At 61.5% G+C, this 21,205-nt stretch carries 22 protein-coding genes; 11 read left to right on the forward strand and 11 right to left on the reverse strand.

Annotation, left to right across the window (positions count from 1 at the left end; all coding sequences use genetic code 11):
• Positions 1-2 precede the first annotated feature (2 nt).
• Positions 3-1,109 (reverse strand): DUF1616 domain-containing protein, encoded by a 1,107-nt coding sequence (locus NKF25_RS16130; RefSeq protein WP_253227684.1) that lies wholly within the window; start codon positions 1,107-1,109, stop codon positions 3-5.
• Between the two features lie 210 nt (positions 1,110-1,319).
• On the opposite strand from NKF25_RS16130, the gene NKF25_RS16135 reads away from it, so the two are divergent.
• Together NKF25_RS16135 and NKF25_RS16140 are read left to right on the forward strand one after the other, a co-directional pair.
• Positions 1,320-2,720, forward strand: a complete 1,401-nt coding sequence (locus NKF25_RS16135; protein ID WP_253227685.1) for an aryl-sulfate sulfotransferase — start codon at positions 1,320-1,322, stop codon at positions 2,718-2,720.
• A 122-nt stretch (positions 2,721-2,842) separates the two neighbouring features.
• Positions 2,843-3,817, forward strand: a complete 975-nt coding sequence (locus NKF25_RS16140) for a WD40 repeat domain-containing protein (RefSeq protein WP_253227686.1) — start codon at positions 2,843-2,845, stop codon at positions 3,815-3,817.
• A 59-nt stretch (positions 3,818-3,876) separates the two neighbouring features.
• Here the strand turns inward: NKF25_RS16140 and NKF25_RS16145 are convergent, their stop codons facing one another.
• The 6 genes from NKF25_RS16145 to NKF25_RS16170 form a co-directional block, all read right to left on the reverse strand.
• Positions 3,877-4,035 carry a hypothetical protein gene (locus NKF25_RS16145; RefSeq protein ID WP_190303877.1) on the reverse strand — a complete coding sequence of 53 codons (159 nt, stop codon included), beginning with the start codon at positions 4,033-4,035 and terminating at the stop codon, positions 3,877-3,879.
• A 54-nt stretch (positions 4,036-4,089) separates the two neighbouring features.
• Positions 4,090-5,751 (reverse strand): NADH-quinone oxidoreductase subunit D, encoded by a 1,662-nt coding sequence (locus NKF25_RS16150; protein WP_253227687.1) that lies wholly within the window; start codon positions 5,749-5,751, stop codon positions 4,090-4,092.
• Complete coding sequence (locus NKF25_RS16155) at positions 5,748-6,461, reverse strand: NADH-quinone oxidoreductase subunit B (RefSeq protein ID WP_253227688.1); 714 nt, start codon at positions 6,459-6,461, stop codon at positions 5,748-5,750. The genes NKF25_RS16150 and NKF25_RS16155 overlap by 4 nt, the downstream gene beginning before the upstream one ends.
• Before the next feature lie 71 nt (positions 6,462-6,532).
• Positions 6,533-7,831: a GTPase HflX gene (gene hflX, locus NKF25_RS16160; protein ID WP_253227689.1), complete on the reverse strand. Its 1,299-nt coding sequence runs from the start codon at positions 7,829-7,831 to the stop codon at positions 6,533-6,535.
• A gap of 267 nt (positions 7,832-8,098) precedes the next feature.
• On the reverse strand, positions 8,099-8,674 hold the full coding sequence (locus NKF25_RS16165) for a DsrE/DsrF/DrsH-like family protein (protein WP_253227690.1): 576 nt from the start codon (positions 8,672-8,674) through the stop codon (positions 8,099-8,101).
• A gap of 3 nt (positions 8,675-8,677) precedes the next feature.
• Positions 8,678-8,935: a sulfurtransferase TusA family protein gene (locus tag NKF25_RS16170; RefSeq protein WP_253227691.1), complete on the reverse strand. Its 258-nt coding sequence runs from the start codon at positions 8,933-8,935 to the stop codon at positions 8,678-8,680.
• A 209-nt stretch (positions 8,936-9,144) separates the two neighbouring features.
• Here NKF25_RS16170 and NKF25_RS16175 point away from each other — a divergent pair, with 209 nt between their 5' ends.
• The 6 genes from NKF25_RS16175 to NKF25_RS16200 all read left to right on the forward strand — a co-directional run bounded on the left by NKF25_RS16175 (position 9,145) and on the right by NKF25_RS16200 (position 13,320).
• Complete coding sequence (locus NKF25_RS16175) at positions 9,145-10,338, forward strand: MBL fold metallo-hydrolase (RefSeq protein WP_253227692.1); 1,194 nt, start codon at positions 9,145-9,147, stop codon at positions 10,336-10,338.
• A 44-nt stretch (positions 10,339-10,382) separates the two neighbouring features.
• Positions 10,383-10,862 carry a YeeE/YedE thiosulfate transporter family protein gene (locus NKF25_RS16180; protein WP_253227693.1) on the forward strand — a complete coding sequence of 160 codons (480 nt, stop codon included), beginning with the start codon at positions 10,383-10,385 and terminating at the stop codon, positions 10,860-10,862.
• On the forward strand, positions 10,859-11,329 hold the full coding sequence (locus NKF25_RS16185; protein ID WP_253227694.1) for a DUF6691 family protein: 471 nt from the start codon (positions 10,859-10,861) through the stop codon (positions 11,327-11,329). Before NKF25_RS16180 ends, NKF25_RS16185 begins: the two co-directional genes overlap by 4 nt.
• A gap of 404 nt (positions 11,330-11,733) precedes the next feature.
• A complete protein-coding gene (locus NKF25_RS16190; RefSeq protein WP_253227794.1) occupies positions 11,734-11,874 on the forward strand; it encodes a hypothetical protein in 141 nt (46 codons plus the stop codon).
• Between the two features lie 2 nt (positions 11,875-11,876).
• Positions 11,877-12,842, forward strand: coding sequence for a TSUP family transporter (locus NKF25_RS16195; RefSeq protein WP_253227695.1), 966 nt, complete (start codon positions 11,877-11,879; stop codon positions 12,840-12,842).
• 79 nt (positions 12,843-12,921) lie between these two features.
• Positions 12,922-13,320 (forward strand): helix-turn-helix domain-containing protein, encoded by a 399-nt coding sequence (locus NKF25_RS16200; RefSeq protein WP_066148912.1) that lies wholly within the window; start codon positions 12,922-12,924, stop codon positions 13,318-13,320.
• A gap of 37 nt (positions 13,321-13,357) precedes the next feature.
• On the opposite strand, the gene NKF25_RS16205 is transcribed toward NKF25_RS16200, so the two are convergent.
• On the reverse strand, positions 13,358-14,002 hold the full coding sequence (locus tag NKF25_RS16205; RefSeq protein ID WP_253227696.1) for a hypothetical protein: 645 nt from the start codon (positions 14,000-14,002) through the stop codon (positions 13,358-13,360).
• Positions 14,003-14,132: 130 nt separating this feature from the next.
• On the opposite strand from NKF25_RS16205, the gene NKF25_RS16210 reads away from it, so the two are divergent.
• The gene (locus tag NKF25_RS16210) at positions 14,133-15,455 is read left to right on the forward strand and encodes an MFS transporter (protein ID WP_253227697.1); all 1,323 of its coding nucleotides are present in this window, start codon (positions 14,133-14,135) and stop codon (positions 15,453-15,455) included.
• Positions 15,456-15,626: 171 nt separating this feature from the next.
• Here NKF25_RS16210 and NKF25_RS16215 read toward each other — a convergent pair whose 3' ends face one another.
• From NKF25_RS16215 to NKF25_RS16225, 3 genes are all read right to left on the reverse strand, one after another.
• Positions 15,627-16,424, reverse strand: coding sequence for an SDR family oxidoreductase (locus tag NKF25_RS16215; protein WP_253227698.1), 798 nt, complete (start codon positions 16,422-16,424; stop codon positions 15,627-15,629).
• Positions 16,425-16,598: 174 nt separating this feature from the next.
• Positions 16,599-17,561, reverse strand: coding sequence for a cytochrome d ubiquinol oxidase subunit II (gene cydB / locus NKF25_RS16220; protein WP_253227699.1), 963 nt, complete (start codon positions 17,559-17,561; stop codon positions 16,599-16,601).
• Complete coding sequence (locus tag NKF25_RS16225) at positions 17,554-18,948, reverse strand: cytochrome ubiquinol oxidase subunit I (protein ID WP_253227700.1); 1,395 nt, start codon at positions 18,946-18,948, stop codon at positions 17,554-17,556. The genes cydB and NKF25_RS16225 overlap by 8 nt, the downstream gene beginning before the upstream one ends.
• 151 nt (positions 18,949-19,099) lie before the next feature.
• Here NKF25_RS16225 and NKF25_RS16230 point away from each other — a divergent pair, with 151 nt between their 5' ends.
• Together NKF25_RS16230 and NKF25_RS16235 are read left to right on the forward strand one after the other, a co-directional pair.
• On the forward strand, positions 19,100-19,531 hold the full coding sequence (locus NKF25_RS16230) for a universal stress protein (protein WP_253227701.1): 432 nt from the start codon (positions 19,100-19,102) through the stop codon (positions 19,529-19,531).
• Between the two features lie 175 nt (positions 19,532-19,706).
• Positions 19,707-20,969 carry an ABC transporter permease gene (locus tag NKF25_RS16235; protein WP_253227702.1) on the forward strand — a complete coding sequence of 421 codons (1,263 nt, stop codon included), beginning with the start codon at positions 19,707-19,709 and terminating at the stop codon, positions 20,967-20,969.
• Positions 20,970-21,205: the final 236 nt, after the last annotated feature.

Raw genomic sequence — 21,205 nt, forward strand, 5'->3', positions numbered from 1 at the left:
TCTCACGATTTCCCACCGTTCGAAACGTTCACCCACAGGTGAAGTTCATGTGCTGCCGTCCGCTGGGACGGTTCGTTCGGGACGGGTCCCTCGTATAGCAAATACTGGACGCGAAGGTGGTCCCCCGTCATCCCTGGGTCGAGCGTCGTTTTGGTTCGCCACGTTTCGTTCGGGCCGACGACGGCGTGAACGCGGGTTAGTTCCCGTTGGTTCCGAACGCTCGCTCCGTTTCCGTTCCCGTTCGTGTCCAACCGTTGGACGAGCACGACGACGGTGTACCGATTCCGTTGGTGCCCGTGGTTTTTCACCCCGACGTACACCGATTTCCGCTCCTCCGTCGTGAGGTCGGTCGGATACCCACCAGCGGTGAGGGTGCCGTTGTCGGCCCGCGAGAGGAGATAGAACTCGGTGACGTTCTCCCCGTCGTTGGGAACCGTGACCGCGTACCCGACGCTCGCAACGGCGAGCAGGACACACAGCACGACGACGACGTTCAACGCCGCATCGACGCGCGTCTCCGGATGGAGGAACGACGTTCGAATCGCCGCGCCCCATCGACGGAACGGAACCGAAAACCGCTCCGCTTCGGGGACGTTCCACCGACGAACCACTGCGACGGCCGTCGTGAGGAGGGTAAATCCGCCGACTGCGACGACCACGGGAACCAGTCTGATTCCCCACGGGGTGAAATCGAGCACGAGTCCGATCAGCGGGACGACTGCGATGCTCGCGCCGAACGAGAGCGCGAAGCGGTCGAGGAGGCCGATTCCGGCGTCAAATCGGGAGCGAACCCGTTCGACGGTGGACCCGACTTCCGCCGTTCCTTCGGATTCTGCCGGTCGTTCCGATTCTGCTGATCGTTCCGGCCCCACCGAACTTTCCCGGTCCGCCGATTTCCCCTCCGGAAACAGCGCCGCGATGACGACGTACCCGGGAACGAACAGGACGAACGGCATCGCGAGGAGGAGTCGAATCGGCCAGTCGCGCACGACGGGGAGGAGAACCGAGAGACCGGTCACGAGAACGAAGCAGACGACGACCCCGAGGTCGGCGGGAATGCGCCGAACGGGTGCGGGGACGAGCAACCGGAGGTCGATGTCAGGGGGCATTCGGGAGTTCGTGACTACCTGCTCGCTTAAAAGACATTGCTCGCTACTCGTCCACCGGATGGAGTAACGGCTTGTTCTCGGCAATCGAACGACGAAGATCGTTCGCCGTCATGTCAGACCTGATACTGTCATCGAAACACCAAAAATCAGCCGACGAGGATGGTAGACGAAACGCAAAATACTCAAACAGTACGTCAACATGATTACGTTATGGACTTGACGGAGCGACTCCCACCGCGTGCTTGGCTCACGCGTGGGATCGTCTTATTAGTGGTCGTCGCCCTGCTTACGCCCTCCGTGGTCTCCGCAATCACGTACGACCCGAGCGTATCGAACCTCAAACCTGGAACCATCGATCAACCCGCGAACGGTACGACGATAATCAGCGTTCAAGGGTTCAATTTTCAGGGAGAAGGAAACAGGAAGAAACCTGCCCGGCTCGTCTCCGTCGGCCCCAAAGGCAACATAAACTGGGTGTACAACGGGTCGAAGGAAGGGGTATCGTGGTTCTACGACGTCGATCCGCTTCCGAACGGCAACCTCCTCGTCGTCTCGACACAGCGCGGCAAAACCGTCGTGTACGAGATGAATCCGGAGACGAAGAAGAAAGTCTGGTCTCGAACCCTTCCGATCAAGGACACCCACGACATCGACCTCATCAACAACGGCACGGAACTGCTGGTCGGTAACCTCCGCAACTACAATTCGAGCACCGGGGAGAACAACGACCGCGTGTACGTTTACAGCCTCGAAAAGGACAAGATCGTCTGGCAGTGGCATTTCACCAACTACTACGACAAGAACCAGGGTGGCGAATTCACCGGCGACTGGACGCACCTCAACAACGTCCAACAGATCGCACCGGGTAAGTTCGCGGTGGACCCGCGAAACATGGACCAAGTCCTCGTCATCGACCGGAAGACGAAGAAAGTCACGATGAAACTCGGTGAACCCGGGAACACCTCCATCCTCAACAAACAGCACAATCCCGACTATCTCGAAAGCGAGTCGGGCAAACCGACGTTCCTCGTCGCCGACTCCGAGAACAACCGCATCGTCGAGTACGAGAAGGACGGGAACGACTGGAACCGGACGTGGACGCTCGGGTCGTCCGACACGCTGACGTGGCCGCGCGACGCCGACCGACTCCCGAACGGCAACACGCTCGTCGTGGACTCCTCGGACCACCGCGTCATCGAAGTCACTCCCGAAGGAAAGATCGTCTGGGAGTTCTACGCGCCGTGGCTTCCGTACGACGCCGAGCGCATCGGTACCGGCGACGAATCCAACGGCCCGACCATCGCCGACCAGAACGCCTCCGGCACCTATCAAATCTCCGGCAGCGCGAACCTCGACCCCGGAACCGGAAAGAGCCTCAGGATGTCCGTCTTCCTCGGCCACGCTTTCGCCGGAACGTCGATGCAAGACACGATGCGCCACTACGGCGAGCGATGGGACCAGGTGACGCCGTTCATCCGCCCCATCTGGATGAGCGAGTACGCGTTCATCGCCGTCATCTTCGCCATCCTGCTCCTCGTCCTCTGGTTGCTCGGCGAACTGGTGTACCAGCGAAAACGGATTTCGAACGGGCTGAAGTACCGACTGGGCTGAGTTCCCTTCGGCGGCACCTCTTCTCTTGTAGCCGTACGGTCGGCAACGCTCGAAATTGAAAACCATTCTACACAAACGCGCTTTCGGGAGCGTTTAAGCCTATCCTGACGGATTTCTTTCGTATGCTCATCGCAGGAAGCGACGACGGCGTGTATCGAATCTTCGGCGTCCGCGAACCGGGTGAAACGACGGATGAAAAACTGCTCGACACCGAACGCGTGTTCCGAGTGAAATGGTTCGACGCGCTTCCCGGCCCCTTCGCGGCCGCGAAATCCGGACTGTATCACTCGCCGGACGGGAGCGACTGGACGAAACTTCCGTTCCCGGACGAGGAAGCGTACGCCATCACCGCCAGTCCATCCGGCGACAGGCTATACGTCGGGACGCGCCCCGCTCGCCTGTTCGTCGCTGACGTGGAATCCGAACTCCCATCCGAAGCCGATGATTGGGACGAGTTCGTCGGCTTTCGGGAGTTGCGCGAGCGGTTCGACTGGGGACTGGAGCGCCACGACGGACTCGCGCAGGTTCGAAGCCTCTGTACCCACCCGGACGCGCCCGCCCGACTCGTCGCGGGCGTCGAAGTCGGCGGCGTACACGTGAGCGACGATGGCGGCGAGAGTTGGCAGGAGCGGTGTATCGACCACGACGCGCCGAACACGGACGACATCCACCACCTCCACATGGCCGACGCGGAGACCCTCGTCGCCTCGACGGGCAGTGGGTTGTACCGCTCGACTGATGCCGGACGGTCGTGGTCGCGGTTGGACGGCGAGCACGAGCAGCGGTATTTCCGCGAGGCGTTCGTCCACGACGGCACCCTTTATGCGGGCGGCGCACCCGGTTCGTCCCCGTCGTGGGTCGACGGCGGTCACGCGCTGTTCGAGCGTCACGACGGGGAACCGCTGGAATCGGTGTCGTCACCGACCCCGGACGAGGTTGCGATCGGTTGGTGCGTGGTCGATGGCGACGTGCTGGCCGTGACCCACTGCGGGACGCTCCTTCGGCGTGAATCCGACGGCTGGAACGTCGTCGGATCGGTGCCGACGCCCGGACGCCTCAGGGGGCGATACCTCTCGCTGACGTGGTCTGATGACTGAACGTGTTGGAGTCCGCGGTTTCGGACGCTCGCGGAAGAAAAACGGGCCGAAAATCGCGGTTATTCCGTCGCCGTTTCGAAGTCGATCTCGTCGATTTCGTCGTCCTCGAGCATCTGTGGTTTGCCGAGCGGGAGCGAACCGAAGAGGACGTAGTGGACGGCGAACGCGACGCCGACGAGCGCGACGAGCAAGGCGAGGCTGCGTTTGAGGCTTGCCATATTCGGGACCTCGGAGGCGAAAAGAAAGAGTGCTTCGGTGTGTCCTCGGGTATCCTATCGGTCCACCTCGCCCAACACGATGTCGAGGCTGCCGAGCGAGGCGATAAGGTCCGGCACGAACTCCCCTTCGGCCATCTCCGGCAGCGCCGAGAGGTTGTGGAAACACGGACTTCGAATTTTGAACCGCGCGGGCTTGGCGGTATTGTCCGAGCGGATGTAGACGCCGAGTTCGCCCTTCGCCCCTTCGACCGCGCGATACGTTTCGGCGTCCATCGGCGGTTTCAGGGTTCGCGGCACGTTCGACTGCAAGGTCCGTTCCTCCTCGGGCCAGTTGGCCAGCAGTTCGACGCACTGCTCGACGATTCTGGCGGACTGTTCGACCTCGCGTAATCGAACCAACACGCGGGCGTAGTTGTCACAGCCGTCCTCGGTGACGACGTTCCAGTCGAGTTGGTCGTAGTAGCCGTACGGGTCGTCGCGGCGCAGGTCGTAGTCGATTCCCGACCCGCGGGCGACGGGACCCGTCACGCCGTACTGTTTCGCGACTTCCGGGTCGAGGATGCCGGTATCGACACAGCGCAGTTGGAAGAGTTCGTTCTCCGTGAGCAGGGCGTGGTACTCTTCGAGCGCGGCCGGGAGTCCGTAGACGAAGTCAAGCGTCTTGTCGAAGAACTCCTCCCGTGGCTCCGGAACGTCCCAGATGACGCCGCCGAGGCGGAAGTAGTTGAACATCATGCGCTGACCGGTCAAATCCTCCAGGACGTTCTGAACGATTTCGCGGTCGCGGAACGCGTACTGGAAGATGGCTGTGAAGTCGCCGTACACGTCGAGCGAGAAGGTGCCGAGCGCGAGGAAGTGACCCGCCATGCGCGAGAGTTCGACGCCGAACGTCCGCAGGATTTGGGCGTATTCCGGAACGTCGATGTCCGCGAGGTCCTCCGCGGCCCGCGCGTAGGCCCACTCGTTGGTCATGTTCGCGGTGTAATCCCAACGGTCGGGATACGGCATGATTTGGTGGCGATACGTGCCGTTTTGGGCCATCTGCTCCTCACAGCGGTGCAGGTAGCCGATGTCGGGGTGCACGTCGATCACCTGCTCGCCGTCGAGGACGGTCTCGATGTGGAGGACGCCGTGGGTCGCCGGGTGGTGCGGCCCGATGTTGATGAACAGCGTATCGGCGTTGTCCGCGTACTCGTCCTTCGCGATGGGATTCTTGTGCTTCTCGAACGGGACGATCTGGGTCTTGTACTGATCGTAGTCGAGCGAGAGCGGGTGGCCCTGCCAGCCCCGCGGGAGGAGAATCCGCCGCAAATCCGGGTTGCCGTCGTACTCGATTCCGACGAGGTCGAAGGCTTCGCGTTCGTGCCACTCCGCCGTCCGAAAGACGGGTTCCGCCGTCTCGCTCACGGGGTCGTCGGTCGTGGTCGGAACGACGATGCTCACCTCCTGTGTCGGGTCCGCGTACTTCTTGAGGTGGTAGATGCTCTCGTAGCGGTCCTCGTACTGCTGGGCGGTCAGACACGAGAGATGGTCGAATCCGGCCTCGTCCCGCAGTACGGTCAGGACTTCCTGCACTTCGTCCGGCCGAATCACGAACCCGGGTGCGTTCAGGTGGTCGTCGCGGGAGAGCACGTGATTGCCGAGCAGTTCCGCCAGTTCGTCGCGGTCGAACTCCTGCGGACGCGTTTGTCCTCGCTCCTCCGTCTGCGAACTCATTCTTCCACCCAGTTGTAGCGCATGACGAGGGTGTCCTCGTCGATTTCGTCCGCGAGCGATCGCACCAACTCGTCGGGTTCCAAATCGCCGAATCGCTCCAGTTCGTACGGTTTGACCACGACCGGTGCCGCCTCGCCGTTGGCGATTCGCTCCTGAAGATGGGTGATTCCGTAGATGAGCGCCTCGGGTCGCGGCGGGCATCCGGGAACGTGAATGTCAACCGGGATGACCTCCTCTGCGCCCTTGATGACGTTGTACCCCTGCTGGAACGGCCCGCCCGAGCAGGTACACGACCCCATGCTGACGACGAACTTCGGTTCGGGCATCTGGTCGTACACGCGCTTCATCCGCGGCGCGAATTTCGAAACGATGGTTCCCGGCACGATGATGACGTCGGCCTGTCGCGGCGAGGCGCGCGGAACCCCCGCCCCGAAACGGTCCAAATCGTGTTTCACGGCGTAGGTGTGCATCATCTCGATGCTACAGCAGGCGATGCCGAACTGGAGCATGAACATCGATGACCCCCTGACCCAGTTCATGAACTTGTCGAACTTCGTGAGAATGAACGGCGAGGTACCGAGCGAGTCCCGGAGTTTCGAGTCGAATCGCCCCGGCAGTTCCTCCTTGCCCTGTTCCCGACTCGTCGGGGCGACGAATTCCCGTTCTGACGCCCCCTGCTGTCGTTTCGGTGGCTGTGTTTCACTACTCATGGTCCCCAGTCCCCGTGCCCGTCGTGGGCATCGAACGAGATACGGGCGGGAACGGTATGAATATTCGGCCGTTACCCTCGGCTTACCATCGCGTCAGCCTTCGAAGTCGCTCGTTTCGCCACGGACGGGACGGCGGCGAACTCCACGACGACGCGCTCTCCCGACGGGTAGCACACCTCCTCGACGCGAGCGCGGTCGTAGAGCCACGAGAGCAGCGCCATGCCGTCGTCCGTGTTGGGAAGCCGTATCCGCCCCTCGTTCAACGCCGGGAGTTCGTCGGCGATTCGTTTTTCGAGAGTATCGATTCCGTCGTCCTCGATGGCGCTGATCACGACGGGATTCGACGCGAGGTCGGCCACGCCTTCGAGTCGCGCGTCGATTTCCGAGGAAGAAAGCTCGTCCGCCTTGTTCAGTACCGTCACGACCCGATCGACTTCGCCGTCGAGGAGGTCGTGTGAGGTTCGCAGTTTCTCGCGTAGTTCCGCTACCGGGTCGCTCACGTCGGCGACGAGACAGACGACGTCCGCCTCGTACGTCTCGGTCAGCGTCGTCTCGAACGATTCGACCAACCAGTGGGGCAGGTCCTGAATGAATCCGACCGTGTCGGTGACGAGCGTTCGCCGCCCGCGAATCTCGGCCCGTCTCGTCGTCGTTTCGAGCGTCTTGAACAACCTGTCCTCGACGCCCGCGCTCTCGTGGAGGTCATCGTGGCGTTCGGGGGAGACCTCCATCTCGTCGGCCAGTCTGCGCAGGAGCGTGGACTTCCCGGCGTTCGTGTACCCCGCGAGGGCGACGAGGGAGAACCCCTGGTCGCGGCGCTTTTCGCGCCGCTGTCCGTCGATATCCGAGCGGTTGTCGAGTTTCGTTTCGATAGTTTCGATCCGGTCCCGGATGTCGGTGACGCGTCGGTCCTCCTTCTCGCCGAGGCCGTTCCGCGACCGCCGCTCGTTCGCGACTTCCTTCTCCAACCTGATTTCGGCCTGCACGCGCGGCAGTTCGTACCGTAACTCCGCGAGTTTGACCTGTCGCTGTGCTTCCTTCGTTCCTGCCTGCTGGGCGAAGATTTCGAGGACGAGACGGTATCTGTCGATGATTCTGGTTCCGTCGGGACACAACTCCCCGATTTCGAACGTCTGTTGTGGCGAGAGCGGGTTGTCGAAGACCACGGAATCGGCGTCCGAATCGTCGATCCGCCCCGCCAGTTCCTCGGCCTTTCCGCGACCGAACTGATAGTTCGAGTCCTCCGTCCGCGATTGGGTTATCGTCCCGACCACTTCGTAGCCCGCCGCGTCGGCGAGCGCGCTGATCTCGTCCGTTTTCGGAAGTCCGTCGTCCACTCGTTTCGCGATGATTGCTGAACCTGATTGCATGCCTGAATTCTTTCGCAGTGCTTCGGCGAAGACGCCGCTCTACGCTTCCGGGTTCGAATTCCGACCGGGGAACGGGTCACTGACTGTCGTTACGCTGACGTAACGAACGGGCAAACGGCGAACTGACCCGTGATATCCGGTCAGTGAAGGAGAGAGGTGGTCATGGTTCGACCTTGGTCACTGAAATGGGCATCTTCGCAAAAAACCTTGCGAGAGTGTGGTAACCGGTGTCACTACAAAAAGGCAACCGCGATGAGAGGGGCCGATCTAGATGAGCAACTGCACGTCGGAATCGGCCATGTGTTCGAGGGCGGTAGCGGCCCCGACGCCCGAGACGACGCCGTCGTAGAGCTTGGACTCGTCGTAGTCCATCAGGTCCATCGTCATCTGACAGGCCTGCAGTTCGACGCCGGTCTCTATCGACACGTCGATGAGCTCCTCGATGGTCGCCGTCCCGTTCTCCTCGATCTTGCGCTCCATCATCTTCGTCGCCATCGAATCCATGTAGGGGAGCGCCGCGAGCGCGTTCGGCATCGGCATGCTCGGGTTGCCGACCGCGCTGAGTTTGAGGTTCTTCGATTTCTCCTGATGGAGGATGTCGAGCCCCCAGAACGTGTGGAAGACCACGACGTCCCAGCCGAACGCGGCGGCGGTGCTGGCGAGGATGAGCGGTGGGTAGGCCATGTCCAGCGTGCCTTTCGTGGCGATGATGGTCATCTTCTTCTGTCCGCCGACTTCTTCCTTCAGGTCGGCCAGTTCCTCCTCCAACTCCTCGATACGGTTGGCGAGAGCAGCTTCGTCATCGATGCCGTCGTCGGTAGCGGTCGTTGTGTCCGTGCTCATGGGTCACTCCGTCTTCCGAACGTAGTGGCGGAACACCGCTTCGCCGTCCTTTTCACCCTCCGCCTGGTCGAGGAGTTCGACGCCGTCGGTGGTGTCAGCCCATCCTTTCAAGTCGCTCATGCTACCCGAGTCGGTCGCTACGACTTCGAGGACCTCCCCTTCCGAAAGCGAATCGGTCGCCTGCTTGGTCTTCACGACCGGCATCGGGCAGTTCATTCCCATTACGTCGAGCGTCTCCGTGATATCGAATTTCGTACTCATGGTTCGTGTATTGGACGTATCGGACAATATCGGTTAGGACGTTAAAAGTGTGTTGATTATTGTAGAGACCATCCACTACCGATAATAAGTTATTGTACATTGTGCGCTCCTACACGCGATTAATCAGTTACGACAAATTCGGTATTGCGGGAAATTCGGAATACTATACGAACGTTTTTGTATCTGTAGGCGATAGCTGTGGATACACAATGAGCGAATCAGCGTTTCCAGACCCGGACGCCGAAGTGGCGTCTGTAACGCCGGACGAACTGTACGAGCGTATCGACGCGGGAGACGCCGTCACGATCCTCGACGTTCGGGCGACGGACGAGTACGAGAAGTGGCATATCGACGACGAGAACGTCGAAACCATCAACGTTCCCTACTTCGAATATCTCGCCGACGATCCGGACGACGAGCTTTTCGACCCCGTTCCGGAGGACGAGGAAGTCACCGTCCTCTGTGCGAAGGGCGGGTCGAGCGAGTATATCGCGGGACTGTTCGCCGAGCGGGAGTACGACGTGAACCACCTCGAAGACGGGATGAAGGGATGGGCACGCGTCCTCGAACGGACGGAAATCGAGAACGACACCACGGACGCGACGGTCGTCCAGTATCAGCGGCCGTCGAGTGGCTGTCTGTCCTATCTCGTGGTTTCGGACGACGAGGCCGCCGTCATCGACCCGCTTCGAGCGTTCGCGGACGAATACGTGGTGGATGCCGACGAATACGGGGCGGACCTCCGCTACGCCATCGATACGCACGTCCACGCCGACCACGTCAGCGGCGTGCGTTCCGTCGGAGACGTGAGCGATGCCGAGGTCGCGGTCCCTGCGCCCGCCGAGAACCGTGGCATCGACTACGAGGAGTCCTATCTGGCGGTCGAGGACGGCGAGGAACTTCCGTTGGGAGAGACTGAAATCGAGGTCATCCACACACCGGGTCACACGACAGGCATGACGTCCTACCGCGTGGGCGATGTGCTCTTCACGGGCGACGGCCTGTTCACCGAGAGCGTGGCCCGTCCCGACCTCGAAGAGGGTGACGACGGCGCTCCCGAGGCCGCAGGGACGCTCCACGAGACGCTGCAGGAGAAGGTCCTGTCGCTCCCGGACGGGACGGTCGTCGCACCCGCCCACTTCAGCGACGCGGCGACGACCGCGGACGACGGAACGTACACCGCGACCGTCGGCGACCTCCGAGCGTCGATGGACGTCCTCTCGATGGACCGCGAGGAGTTCGTGGAGTTCATCCTCTCGGACATGCCGCCGCGCCCGTCGAACTACGAGGACATCATCGGAACGAACTTGGGTCAACAGCACACAGACGATGAAGAGGCGTTCGCGCTCGAACTCGGGCCGAACAACTGTGCCGCGAGTAAGGGTTCGCTTACGGACGACTAACGCGGCAGGAGAAAACCATGCATCCACTGCCAGTATTTGCGTTAATGGACTTATTCCCCCACGAACTGTTTCCGAACGGCGTGAGTCGCTACGCCATCGGTGGCGTTTTCATCGGCCTCGGCGTCGCCGTCATCTACCTCGGCACCGGTATCATCGCCGGAGCGAGTACGTTCCTGGAGTCCACGCTGTCGTACGTCTCCGACGTACCGCGCTTTCAGAAACCGAAATACGTTGCCTCCCGTGACTGGCGTGTGCTGTTCACGCTCGGAATGGTCGGCGGAGCGGCCGTCTATCAGTTCACCTTCCACGGTGACATCTGGACGACCGACGTGCAGTGGTGGCGACTCCTCGGTGGCGGATTCCTCGTCGGCGTCGGCACGCGACTCGGTAAGGGCTGTACGTCCGGCCACGGCGTCTGTGGCGTCGGCTCAGCGTCGTTCACTTCTATCGTCAACGTGGCGACGTTCATGGTGGTGGCCATCGGCGTCGCACAACTGATGCAAGCTCTACAGGTGGTACCATGAGCGCGAAACCGGACCAGGGAGGGTTGCTGTTCTCCCTCCTCATCGTCGCGGGCGGCCTACTGTTCGGGTTCGGGCTGGGCTTCAGTCACATGGCCCAACCCGAGGTCGTACTGCACTTCTTGCAGTTCCAGGACTTCGGTCTCCTGTTCGTCATGGGCGGTGCGGCGGTCGTCACCGGGACGACGTTCGCGGTCGCGACTCGGCTGTTGGGACGGGCTCCGCTCACCGGAAAGGCCTACGTCCGCAGGCTGAAATCGTTCGACCGGAACGTTATCGTCGGTGGCGTCATCTTCGGCGCGGGTTGGGGCATCTCCGGCATCTGTCCGGGTGCCGCCTACGCCAGTTTCGGGATCGGGAACTTTCCCATCCTCTTCGCCATCGGTGGGATGTTCCTCGGCGCGTACGCACAAGGCGTCTGGCGGAAACTCGGCGCGAGCGATCGTTCGACGCCGTCACAAGCGGACTGAACTACGCTCCCTTCTCGCGGTACCCTACTGACTGATCCGAGTAACCGCCGTCGTCCGTTCTTCGAATAGTGGTTCTCATTTTGTGTCGTCGTTCTTGTCGGGAAGTACTAAAACGACGACTACGGGATGTGGAACGTACAATGTTGCTCAATGTGAACACAGCCATATGGACGATGGCGCTGGATGATCCAAACAGGTTCGATGAGATACAGAAAAAATACTCGTTAACGGCGTTCTTGAACCGATGATCCCCGGTAGACGCTAGCGAGACGGTTTCGCTCTCCCGTTATTGTATTGTATGATATTTACAAAACTATTAAGGGGCGTCGGCGGGTAGGCTGTAGCGAGCAGAAAAGTATGATCCATACACAACCGCGGTCAGTACGGAACGGAGGTCGATGACGATGTTCGAAGCACTGAGTGGATTCCACGCGGCCGGAACGGTCGGCCTCGTCCTCGGGGAAGCGGTCGTTCTCTACGCAGGATACGGTGTCGTCGTACAGTCGGTCGGTTCGAACGTGATCGAAGCGCTCACGGGTGAGTAATCGTGGACCCACTCATCATCGCCGTCTTCATCGGTTTCGGGCTGATCATCGGCATCCTGTTCGGGTTCTTCGGCATGGGAGGGTCGTTCCTCGTCACACCTGCCCTGTTGGTGTTCGGCTATCCGGCGAAAGTCGCAGTCGGAAGCGGATTGGCGTTCGTCTTCGGTACGTCGGTCATCGCGGCGCTCCGCCACCGGAACCTCGGACAGGTCGATTACAAACTCGCACTGATGTTCATCGTCGGCATGACGACTGGCATCAAGGTCGGGGAGCAAGTCGTGTTGTGGCTCGAAGCGACCGGTATCGCCGATGCGGTCGTGGGAATCGCCTACGTCTTCCTGTTGGCCGCAGTCGGTCTCTTCACTCTCCGTGACGCGCGTGGCGGCGGGGGTGATTCGTCGCTCCCGGACCGCTTCGACGTGCTCCAGATTCCGCCGATGGTTTCCATCAGCGGGGGTGTGGAAATATCGATTTGGCTCACGCTCGGCATCGCGCTGTTCGTCGGCATCCTGTCCGGTTTCCTCGGTGTCGGCGGCGGTTTCCTCCTGATGCCCGCGATGGTGTACGTCCTCGGCGTTCCTGCCGTCGTCGCCGTCGGGACCGACGTGCTCCAGATCACCATCTCCGGCGGTTTCGGTGCGTTCTCCTACGCACAGAACGGGGCCGTCGAACTCGCCGTCGTCGTGCCGCTGTTGGCGGGAAGCGCTCTCGGTGCACGCATCGGCGCGGCCGCGACGAGTCTCACCGACGAGGACGACATCAAGGGGTACTTCGCGGCCATGCTCCTCGCGGGCAGCGTCGCAGTCGCGAGCAACCGAATCGGGGATGTGCTCGGTATCCAAATCCTCGACAAGGTGAGCTTGGTGCTCATCTTCGGATCCGCGCTGCTGGTCGCCGCGGCGGTCGTTTACAGCGCGCTCGTCTCCCTGCGCAACCGCAAATCGCAGACGGTGGTGACCGCCGAATGAATGGCACGTTTCCAGGACGTGGTTTTGCACGAACCATGCAAAATCCTTATACGTGCGAATTACCTACTTCGACTCGATAATGGCGAACTCGATGGCCGAATACCTCCAGCAAGACATGGAGTGTGAAGGACTGCTGGAGTGTATTCACGGACTCAAGGAACTCGACAAGCAGTGTTATCAAGTCGTGATACGGAGCGACGACCCGTTGACCATCGACGACATCGCGGACCGCATCGACCGCGAACGCTCGACTGCCTACCGTTCCATCCAACGACTGCTTCAGTCCGGATTCATCCAAAAGGAACAGGTCAACTACGACCAGGGTGGCTACTATCACGTCTACAAACCGACCGACCCCGGCGAAGTGTGCCACAACATGCAGCGGATGTTGAACGAGTGGTACGCGAAGATGGGGCAGCTGATTCAGGAATTCGAGGACAAGTACGACGAGATAGAACAGCCCGAACAGGCAGTCTAATCTTTCGTCTTCGTCTTCGTCTCTCGTTTTTCGGCAGTCAGACGACGACTTTGACTCGGTTGTACGGTAGCATTCGCAAGTCGGCATCGAGATACTCCGCGACGTGTGCGACGAACTCGTCCTCCTTCAGCAGGCCACCCTCTTCTCCGTCCTCGCTCAACTGAAGGGTGACTTCGTCCACGTCGTCCAGAGCGTCGCTTCCCACCATGACGGAAAACAACTCCGCGGGAGTGACGGGTTTGCCTGCGTCGATGGCCGCCGTGACGTCGTCCACGGCGGTTTGTACCGTCGTTTCGACGTCGAACTGCACGTCCACCGACACCGCCTGTCCGAGCATTTTGGCCGCGTGTGCCTCTTCCGCCTTTCGAACGGCCGGTTCCAGCGCGTGGGAGAACTCGGCCCCGCTCCCTTCCATCCCGACGTAGACGAACGAGAGCATGGCGGTCAGTCCGTCCATGAACCCGTCGTCCTCCAGCGTTCGGTCGAACACCTGTCGTCGGTCCTTCTTCTTCAAGTGGTGGATGAGTATCGGGAAGTCGAGAATCGCGTCCGTGATTCGCTGGCGAATCCGCGCCTCCGCGTTGCGCTTGGACTGATCGTGTTCCATCGCCGCCTCGCCGAGCAAGTACGCTCGGTCGGCGGGCGAGAGTATCCCCCGACCTCTGTCTGTTTCGGGTTTCATAATCGAAATCGGATTATATAGCGTCCGATTCTATCCGAAGCTATTTGAAGAGTGTGGAACAACCACCGACAATGGCGCTTCTCAACGTGACGATGCGAATACTACACACGGTTTTCGAGGGGGCGATCTGATGGCGAGCGAAGATTCACCCGACGGGTCGGACGGGGGCTTCAACAAGGCTCTGGCGACGGTGTTCGCCATCGTCTTCGTCGACCTGCTCGGATTCGGGATTTTGATCCCCATCATCCCGCTGTACGCGGAACATTTCGGGGCGAACGAGTTCGTCGTCGGCCTGCTGCTCGCATCCTACTCCCTCATGCAGTTCCTCTTCGCGCCCGTGCTCGGCCGTCTCTCCGACGAACGCGGCCGCCGACCGATCCTCCTCCTCTCGCTGTTCGGCAGCGTCGTCGCGTGGACGTTGTTCGGCGTCGCGGACAGCCTCCTCTTTCTGTTCGCCGCCCGAATCCTCGCGGGCGTGATGGGCGGCAACATCGCCACCGCACAGGCGTACGTCGCGGACATCACCCCGCCGGAGGACCGGGCGAAGGGACTGGGTCTCATCGGCGCGGCGTTCGGTCTCGGTTTCGTGTTCGGCCCGGCGCTCGGCGGTATCTTCTCCAGCGACGCCGTGCTCTCGCTCGCCCGCACGTCCCTCCCCGCGTTCGTCCCGATAACGCAGTTCTCGCTCCCGAGTTTCGTCGCCGCCGTCATCTGCGGCGTGAATCTCGTCGTCGCCGCAGTCGTCCTCCCCGAAACGCGCGAACGGCAGGAGGAATCCGACGACGAAACGCCATCACACGACCGGGAATCACGCCTCAAACGTCTCGCAAAGTCGTTCTCCAACCCGGCACTCGCCGGACTCATCGCATCGTTCTTCCTCCTCTCGCTGGCGTTCTCCTCGATGGAGAGCATGTTCGTCCTCTTCACCGACCAGCAGTACGGCTTCGGCCCGGAGATGAACGGCTTCGTCCTCGCCTACGTCGGCGTCGTCATCGCCATCGTGCAAGGTGGTCTCGTCGGCAAACTCACGGATCGCTACGGCGAGCGAACGCTCGCGCTCGTCGGCGTCGGCCTCGAACTCGTCACGCTCTCGTCGCTCCCGTTCTCCCACGCCATCGGCAACTACTTCCCCTCCATCGGCCCGATTTCCGGTGGGCTGTTCGTCCTGCTGTTCATCCTCATGCCCCTCGCGGCGGGTAACGGCTTCGCGAACGTCTCGCTGACCACGCTCGTCTCGAAGAGCGCGACGGAGGACACGCAGGGCGGTGCGTTCGGCCTCACCCAGAGCGCGGGCAGCATCGCCCGCGCCGTCGGCCCGATCGTGGCGGGCGCGCTCTACGCGGCGGTCGCTTACTGGCTCCCGTTCGTCCTCGGCGGCCTTCTCATGCTCCCCATCGGTTACGTCCTGCTGACGACGTTTCAGGCCAAGGGCCGACCGATAGCGGCAGACTGAGCGTCCCGATTCGATTCTCGATTCCCGAATTTTATATACGAACACGCGGCCACTCGTTCCCGAATGTCGTGGACGAATCGAATCGTCGTTTGGAGACGAGCCAGCGAACTTCGGCTGGTTTGTCCGCTCTCGGTATTCCTCGGCCTCCTTTGTCCCGTATTCTACGCCGACTCAGAAGGCGTGTCGGTGCCAACCGCCATCGACGGGCAGCGTCGCGCCGGTGATGTACTCGGCGGCGGGCGAGGAGATGTACGCGACGGCGCGGGCGAACGACTCCGGCGTTCCGATGTCGGACAGCGGCAGTTCGTCCGTGCGACGCTCTTTCGCCGCCTCCTCGCTGATTCCCTCCCGCTCGGCCAGTTGTGCGATTTTGTACTGGATCCGGTCGGACATGACGCCGCGCGGGGAGACGCAGTTCACGCGCACGCCGTCCGCGCCGAACTCCTCGGCGAGTACCTTCGAGAGACCGTAGATTCCCGGTCGGAAGACGTTCCCGAGGACGCCGTTCGCGGACGGTTCCAGCGCGGAGGCGGCGACGAGGTTGGTGATCGCACCGCCGCCGTCGCGGAGCGCCGGAAGCGCCGTCTCGCAGGTGAGTATCGTACTCCGAAGGATACCCTGATAGGCCTCGTCGAATGCCGACAGGGACGTTTCGGAAAACGGTGCCGTCGATGGCCCGCCGTGGTTCGTCACGAGCACGTCGAGCCCACCGAGGCGCTCGATGGCGGTTTCGGTCGCGTTCCGAACCGAGTCCTCGTCGGCGAGGTCACAGACGACCCAGTCGATGGCGTCGGCGTCACAACTCGTCGCCTCCCGAATCGTCTCCGCGGCCGTTTCGAGCCGTTCCTCGTCTCGGGACGAGACGACGACGTTCGCGCCCTCCCGAACGAGCGCTTCGGCCACCGCGCGTCCCAGTCCGCTGCTCGCCGCCATCACGTACGCCCGCGTTCCGTCGTATCCGAGGTTCATACTCGCCACTCTCGCGTTGAGTCGCAAATACGTTCCCCTGAAAGGGTACCAAATTATACTCGCTTTTCGTGTGTGATTATAGAACACGATACGACGGAACGACGGCGCGCCGTCGTTCCGAATCCGACCATCGGTGCACCGGCAATCGGTACTCCCTACCGAACCGGCTCTGTCTCAGTACGTCTCCGAGGGCTCGGCGGGGCCGCGGAAGACGGAGTAGACGACGGCGAAATACACCACCACTATCGGCAGGATGAACGCGGCGGCGACGGTCAGCATCGTGAGCGGCAGGCTCGAAACGACGCCTTCCTGCACGGTCAACCCGGCGGCCGGGTCGATGGCTGGATACAGGAGGTTGGCGACGAACGCGACCAGCGCGTACGGGAGACCGGCGGCGGCGACGAATCCAGCCCGGAACCGCTCCGCTCTCGTGGCGACGACGAACCCGCCGACCAGCAGGACGGAGACGACGACGCTGACGATCGATATCGGCGATACGAGCGCATCACGCAGGTCCGGTCGTGTCAATGCCAGGTAGCCGATGACAACGACGACGAGCGCGAGGTACACGAACGAGAGACGGCGACCGTATCGCATCATCTCGGAGCGCAACCCGCCCCGCGTCTTCAGGCCGAGGTACGCGGACCCCTCGACGAGCGTGAGCGCGACGAGCGTCAATCCGAAGGCGAGTGCAGCGATGGAGACGATTCCCGAAGCACCGAGCACCCAGTTGGCCGCGAACATGCCGAGGAAGAACGGTGCCGTCGTACTTCCGACGACGAATGCCCGTCCCCACCATCGGTGCCAGCGGTCGTCCGAACGCTGTTCGTACAACTCCGGTGCGATTCCCCGGAGGATGAGTGCCGCGAGGATGGCGAACATCAGGAGGTAGTAGCGGCTGAACAGTCCGGCGTACGCGGCCGGGAAAACGGCGAAGAGCGCCCCGCCGAACACGACGAGCCATACTTCGTTACCGTCCCAAACCGGTCCGATGGCGGCCAGCAGCGTCTCGCGTTCCTCCTCGTCGTCGAGGGTGGCGAACAACATGCCGACGCCGAAGTCGAACCCGTCAAGGAACAGGAACGTCCCGAGGAGCACGAACACGAGCGCGAACCAGAGGTTGGCGAGATCAATCATCCACGGCCACCTCCTGACCGGGCGTCTCGCGGTGTGTCCGTTGCACCTCGGGTGCCCCGCCCCGGATGATACGGCGGACGACGTATCCGTACACGACGAGGAGCGCCGAGTACGCGCCGACGAAGCCGAGAAGCGTCAGCGTCGCTTCCCCGCCGGTGAGTCCGGACGAGACGCCAGCGCTCGTCTTCATCACGCCCTGCACGACCCACGGTTGACGGCCGACTTCGGTGACGATCCACCCGACCTCGACCGCGAAGAATCCGAGCAGGGACGACCAGATGAGTGCACGGAGGAAGCGGTTATCCTCGAACAGTTCGCCCGCCCGCCAGCGGAACCCGCCCCACAGTGCGAGGGCGATGAACCAGAAGCCCAACCCGACCATCAGGCGGAACGACCAGAAGACGATGGCGACCGGCGGAGACCCTTGGAACTGGTTGAGTCCCGTGATTTGAGCCTGTGAGTTGCCGCCGCTCACGAGCCACGATGCCCCACCGGGGATACCGATGCCGAAGATGTCCTTCGCCCGTGGGTTGAGGATGTCGCTGAGCGACGTCGGGAAGGCGACGATGTACTCCGGAACGTACGACGCGGTTTCCCACACCGCCTCCATCGCGGCGAACTTCTGTGGTTGCGTGATCGCGACGTGGCGGGCGTACGCGTCGCCGTGAATGACCTGCAACGGTGCGGTGATCAGCATGGCGACGAGCGCGATCTTGAGCGTCGCACGCCAGAATCGCTCGTCGTTGGCCCGTCCGCTTCGGATGTAGTACGCCGCGACACCGGCCATGAACAGCGCGACCGAGAGGACGGCCGCGTTCTGCATGTGAACGAACATCCACGGGAATCGCGGATTGGCGTACGCGGCGATCGGGTCTACGAGCGTGATAACTGGGTGTCCGTCCTTCATCGCCACCGAGTACCCGCGTGGCGTCTGCATCCACGAGTTGGCGACCAGAATCCACACCGCCGAAAGCCACGTGCCGAGTCCGACCAGAATGGAGGAAAGCAGATACAGACGGTCCGAAACGCGTTCCCGGCCGAAGACGAAAATCCCGAGGAACGTCGCTTCGAGGAAGAAAGCCATCATCCCTTCGACGGCCAACGGCCCGCCGAACAGGTCGCCCGCCGCCGCGGCGAACATCGCGAAGTTGGTCCCGAACTCGAACTCGAGAACGAGTCCGGTGACGGTCCCAACGACGAAGCTGACGGCGAATATTCGTACCCAAAACCGTCGGAGTTGTTCGTAGATTGCTTCTCCCGTCCGTACCTCCTTCCACGTGAAGTAGACGAGGAACGGAGCGAGCCCCATGCTCATCACGGGGAATATGATGTGTACGATTGTCGTCAGTGCGAATTGAAGTCGGCTTGCGGTCGTCGGATCGAGCATGATACCTCCTGTTTCGAACTTCGTGTAGTATCGGTTTTAGAACACGGCTGATTCTCGTCCCACGATAATCAGTTACTGGGAATCATAAATGTTCGGCCCATAACAAGTCCCACCAGTACAGCTTTGAGTCTCGGTGGCGTGTGTTATCCGGATGTACGAACGGATTTTACTGCCCACGGATGGAACGCCGTCCACCGAGCGGGCCATCGAGCAAGCACTCGAACTCGCGGACATGTGCGGCGCGAGCATTCACGTCCTGTCGGTCGTCGATAAGACCATCGTCCCGACGGACGTTCGTGCCGACATCCTTTACGACGAACTCGAATCGGAGTGTGCGGAAGCGGTGGCGGAGGTCGAAGCAGCGGCGAACGAGGCGGGAATCGACGTGGAAACGATGATAGAGCACGGAACCCCGTACAAGATCATCCTCGACTACGTCGACGAACACGACATCGACTGTATCGTGATGGGAACGCACGGGCGCAAGGGACTCGACCGATATCTCCTCGGGAGCGTCACCGCGAAGGTCGTTCGCCTCTCGAAGATACCCGTGCTGACGGTCAGAATGAACGGATATGGGTGAACGGGGAGAATAAGTCGGGAAGTCACGACCCCGGATCCGGTATAATCTTGCGTTTCAGGCCGTTAAGACGGGATTTATCGTCATAGACTTTTGTCGGATGACGCCGTAGACGGTTTCGGGTGTACGAGAAAATGAGAGACACGCGAATTGACACGCCGAGAACGGACACGGGCGGATGAACGTTCTCGAAAGCATTCGAATCAGCTGGCGGAACATCCGCGAACACAAACTCCGCTCGACGCTGACGACGCTCGGCGTCATCATCGGCGTGGCGGCGGTCATCACGTTCGTCACGCTCGGCGCGAGTTTACAGGCGGATATCGTCAACACCGTCGCGGGCGGAAACGCGGCGACGATGTACGTTTCGGCACAGTCGCCGAGTCAGAACGGTATCCCCAACTTCGGGGGCACTGGCGGACAGACGATCTTTACTCAGCACGATGTCGATGGCATCCGGTCGCTCGACGGCGTGCAAGCCGCCGTTCCGGAGAGTGGTATGGCTGCTTCGACGGTAGCGTTCAACGGGACGAGCGTCGGCCGTCAGTGGGTGGTCGTCACGTCACCGTCGTACTTCAGCGTGAAGGACCAGCAGTTTGTCGCCGGGAAGTCGTTCCGGAGCGGGAAACGTGAAGTCGTCCTGAACGAACCGGCCACGCGAATGTTCGGTGACGGCAACGTCTCCGTCGGGGACAAGATCACCGTTACCCGTGCGGCTACCGGTCAACAGATAAACGCGACGGTGACGGGAGTCGTGAAGGCCTCGGGCGAAAGCACGTTGGGTATCAGCAGCGGCCCGACACCGCGGATTTTCGCGCCGACCGATCCCTTCTATCAGCGAACGGTGAACAGTCCGGCAACGAACAGCACGCAGCGGGTGTACGGTCGCATCCTCGTGCTCTCGAACGACCCCGCCCGCGTGGATGCGGTCCAGGGCCGCGTCTACACGTACCTCGGGGAGCACTCGGACGCACGAAAACTGAAATCGCAGAATTACAAGTTCAAGGTGACGACACAGGAGGAACTCGTCAATCAGGTCAAACGGGTTAGCGACACGTTCACGGCGTACATCTCCGGCATCGCCCTGATCTCGCTCATCGTCGGTGCCATCGGCATCGCGAACATCATGCTGGTGAGCGTGACCGAGCGGACCCGCGAAATCGGGATCATGAAAGCCGTCGGCGCACAGAGCGCCGACGTCCTCCAGTTGTTCCTGTTCGAGGCGATACTCCTCGGCATGTTCGGGTCCGCGTTGGGTGCGCTCGTCGGGTACCTGGGCGGCTACGTCGCCGCACAACTCATCGGACTTCCGCTCACCTTCCGGGTGGAGTGGTTCGGAATCGCGGTGGTGGTCGGCGTCTTCGTCGGCATCGTCGCGGGAATCTATCCGGCGTGGGACGCGTCCCACACGAACCCCATCGACGCGCTCCGCTACGAGTGAGACGGGTGTGTTGGATCGCTGGGAGAAGATGTTTGGGCGGCCTTGGTCGCTCAAACCGTTCACGTGAACTGTTTCAGCAGTTCCAAAAACGACCGCGACGGAGCGAACTGTTTTTTTGCCGTTCGTTCGGAAAATCGGTCGCCTCACAACAGCGCGTTACCCAGTACGGAACCCGTACCTACCTTCCCTTCATCGTAGGTATTGCTTGCTATCTCACGGATAGCCACTGGATAACA

The sequence above is a fragment of the Haladaptatus sp. AB643 genome, from assembly GCF_024136975.1.
GTDB lineage: Archaea > Halobacteriota > Halobacteria > Halobacteriales > Haladaptataceae > Haladaptatus.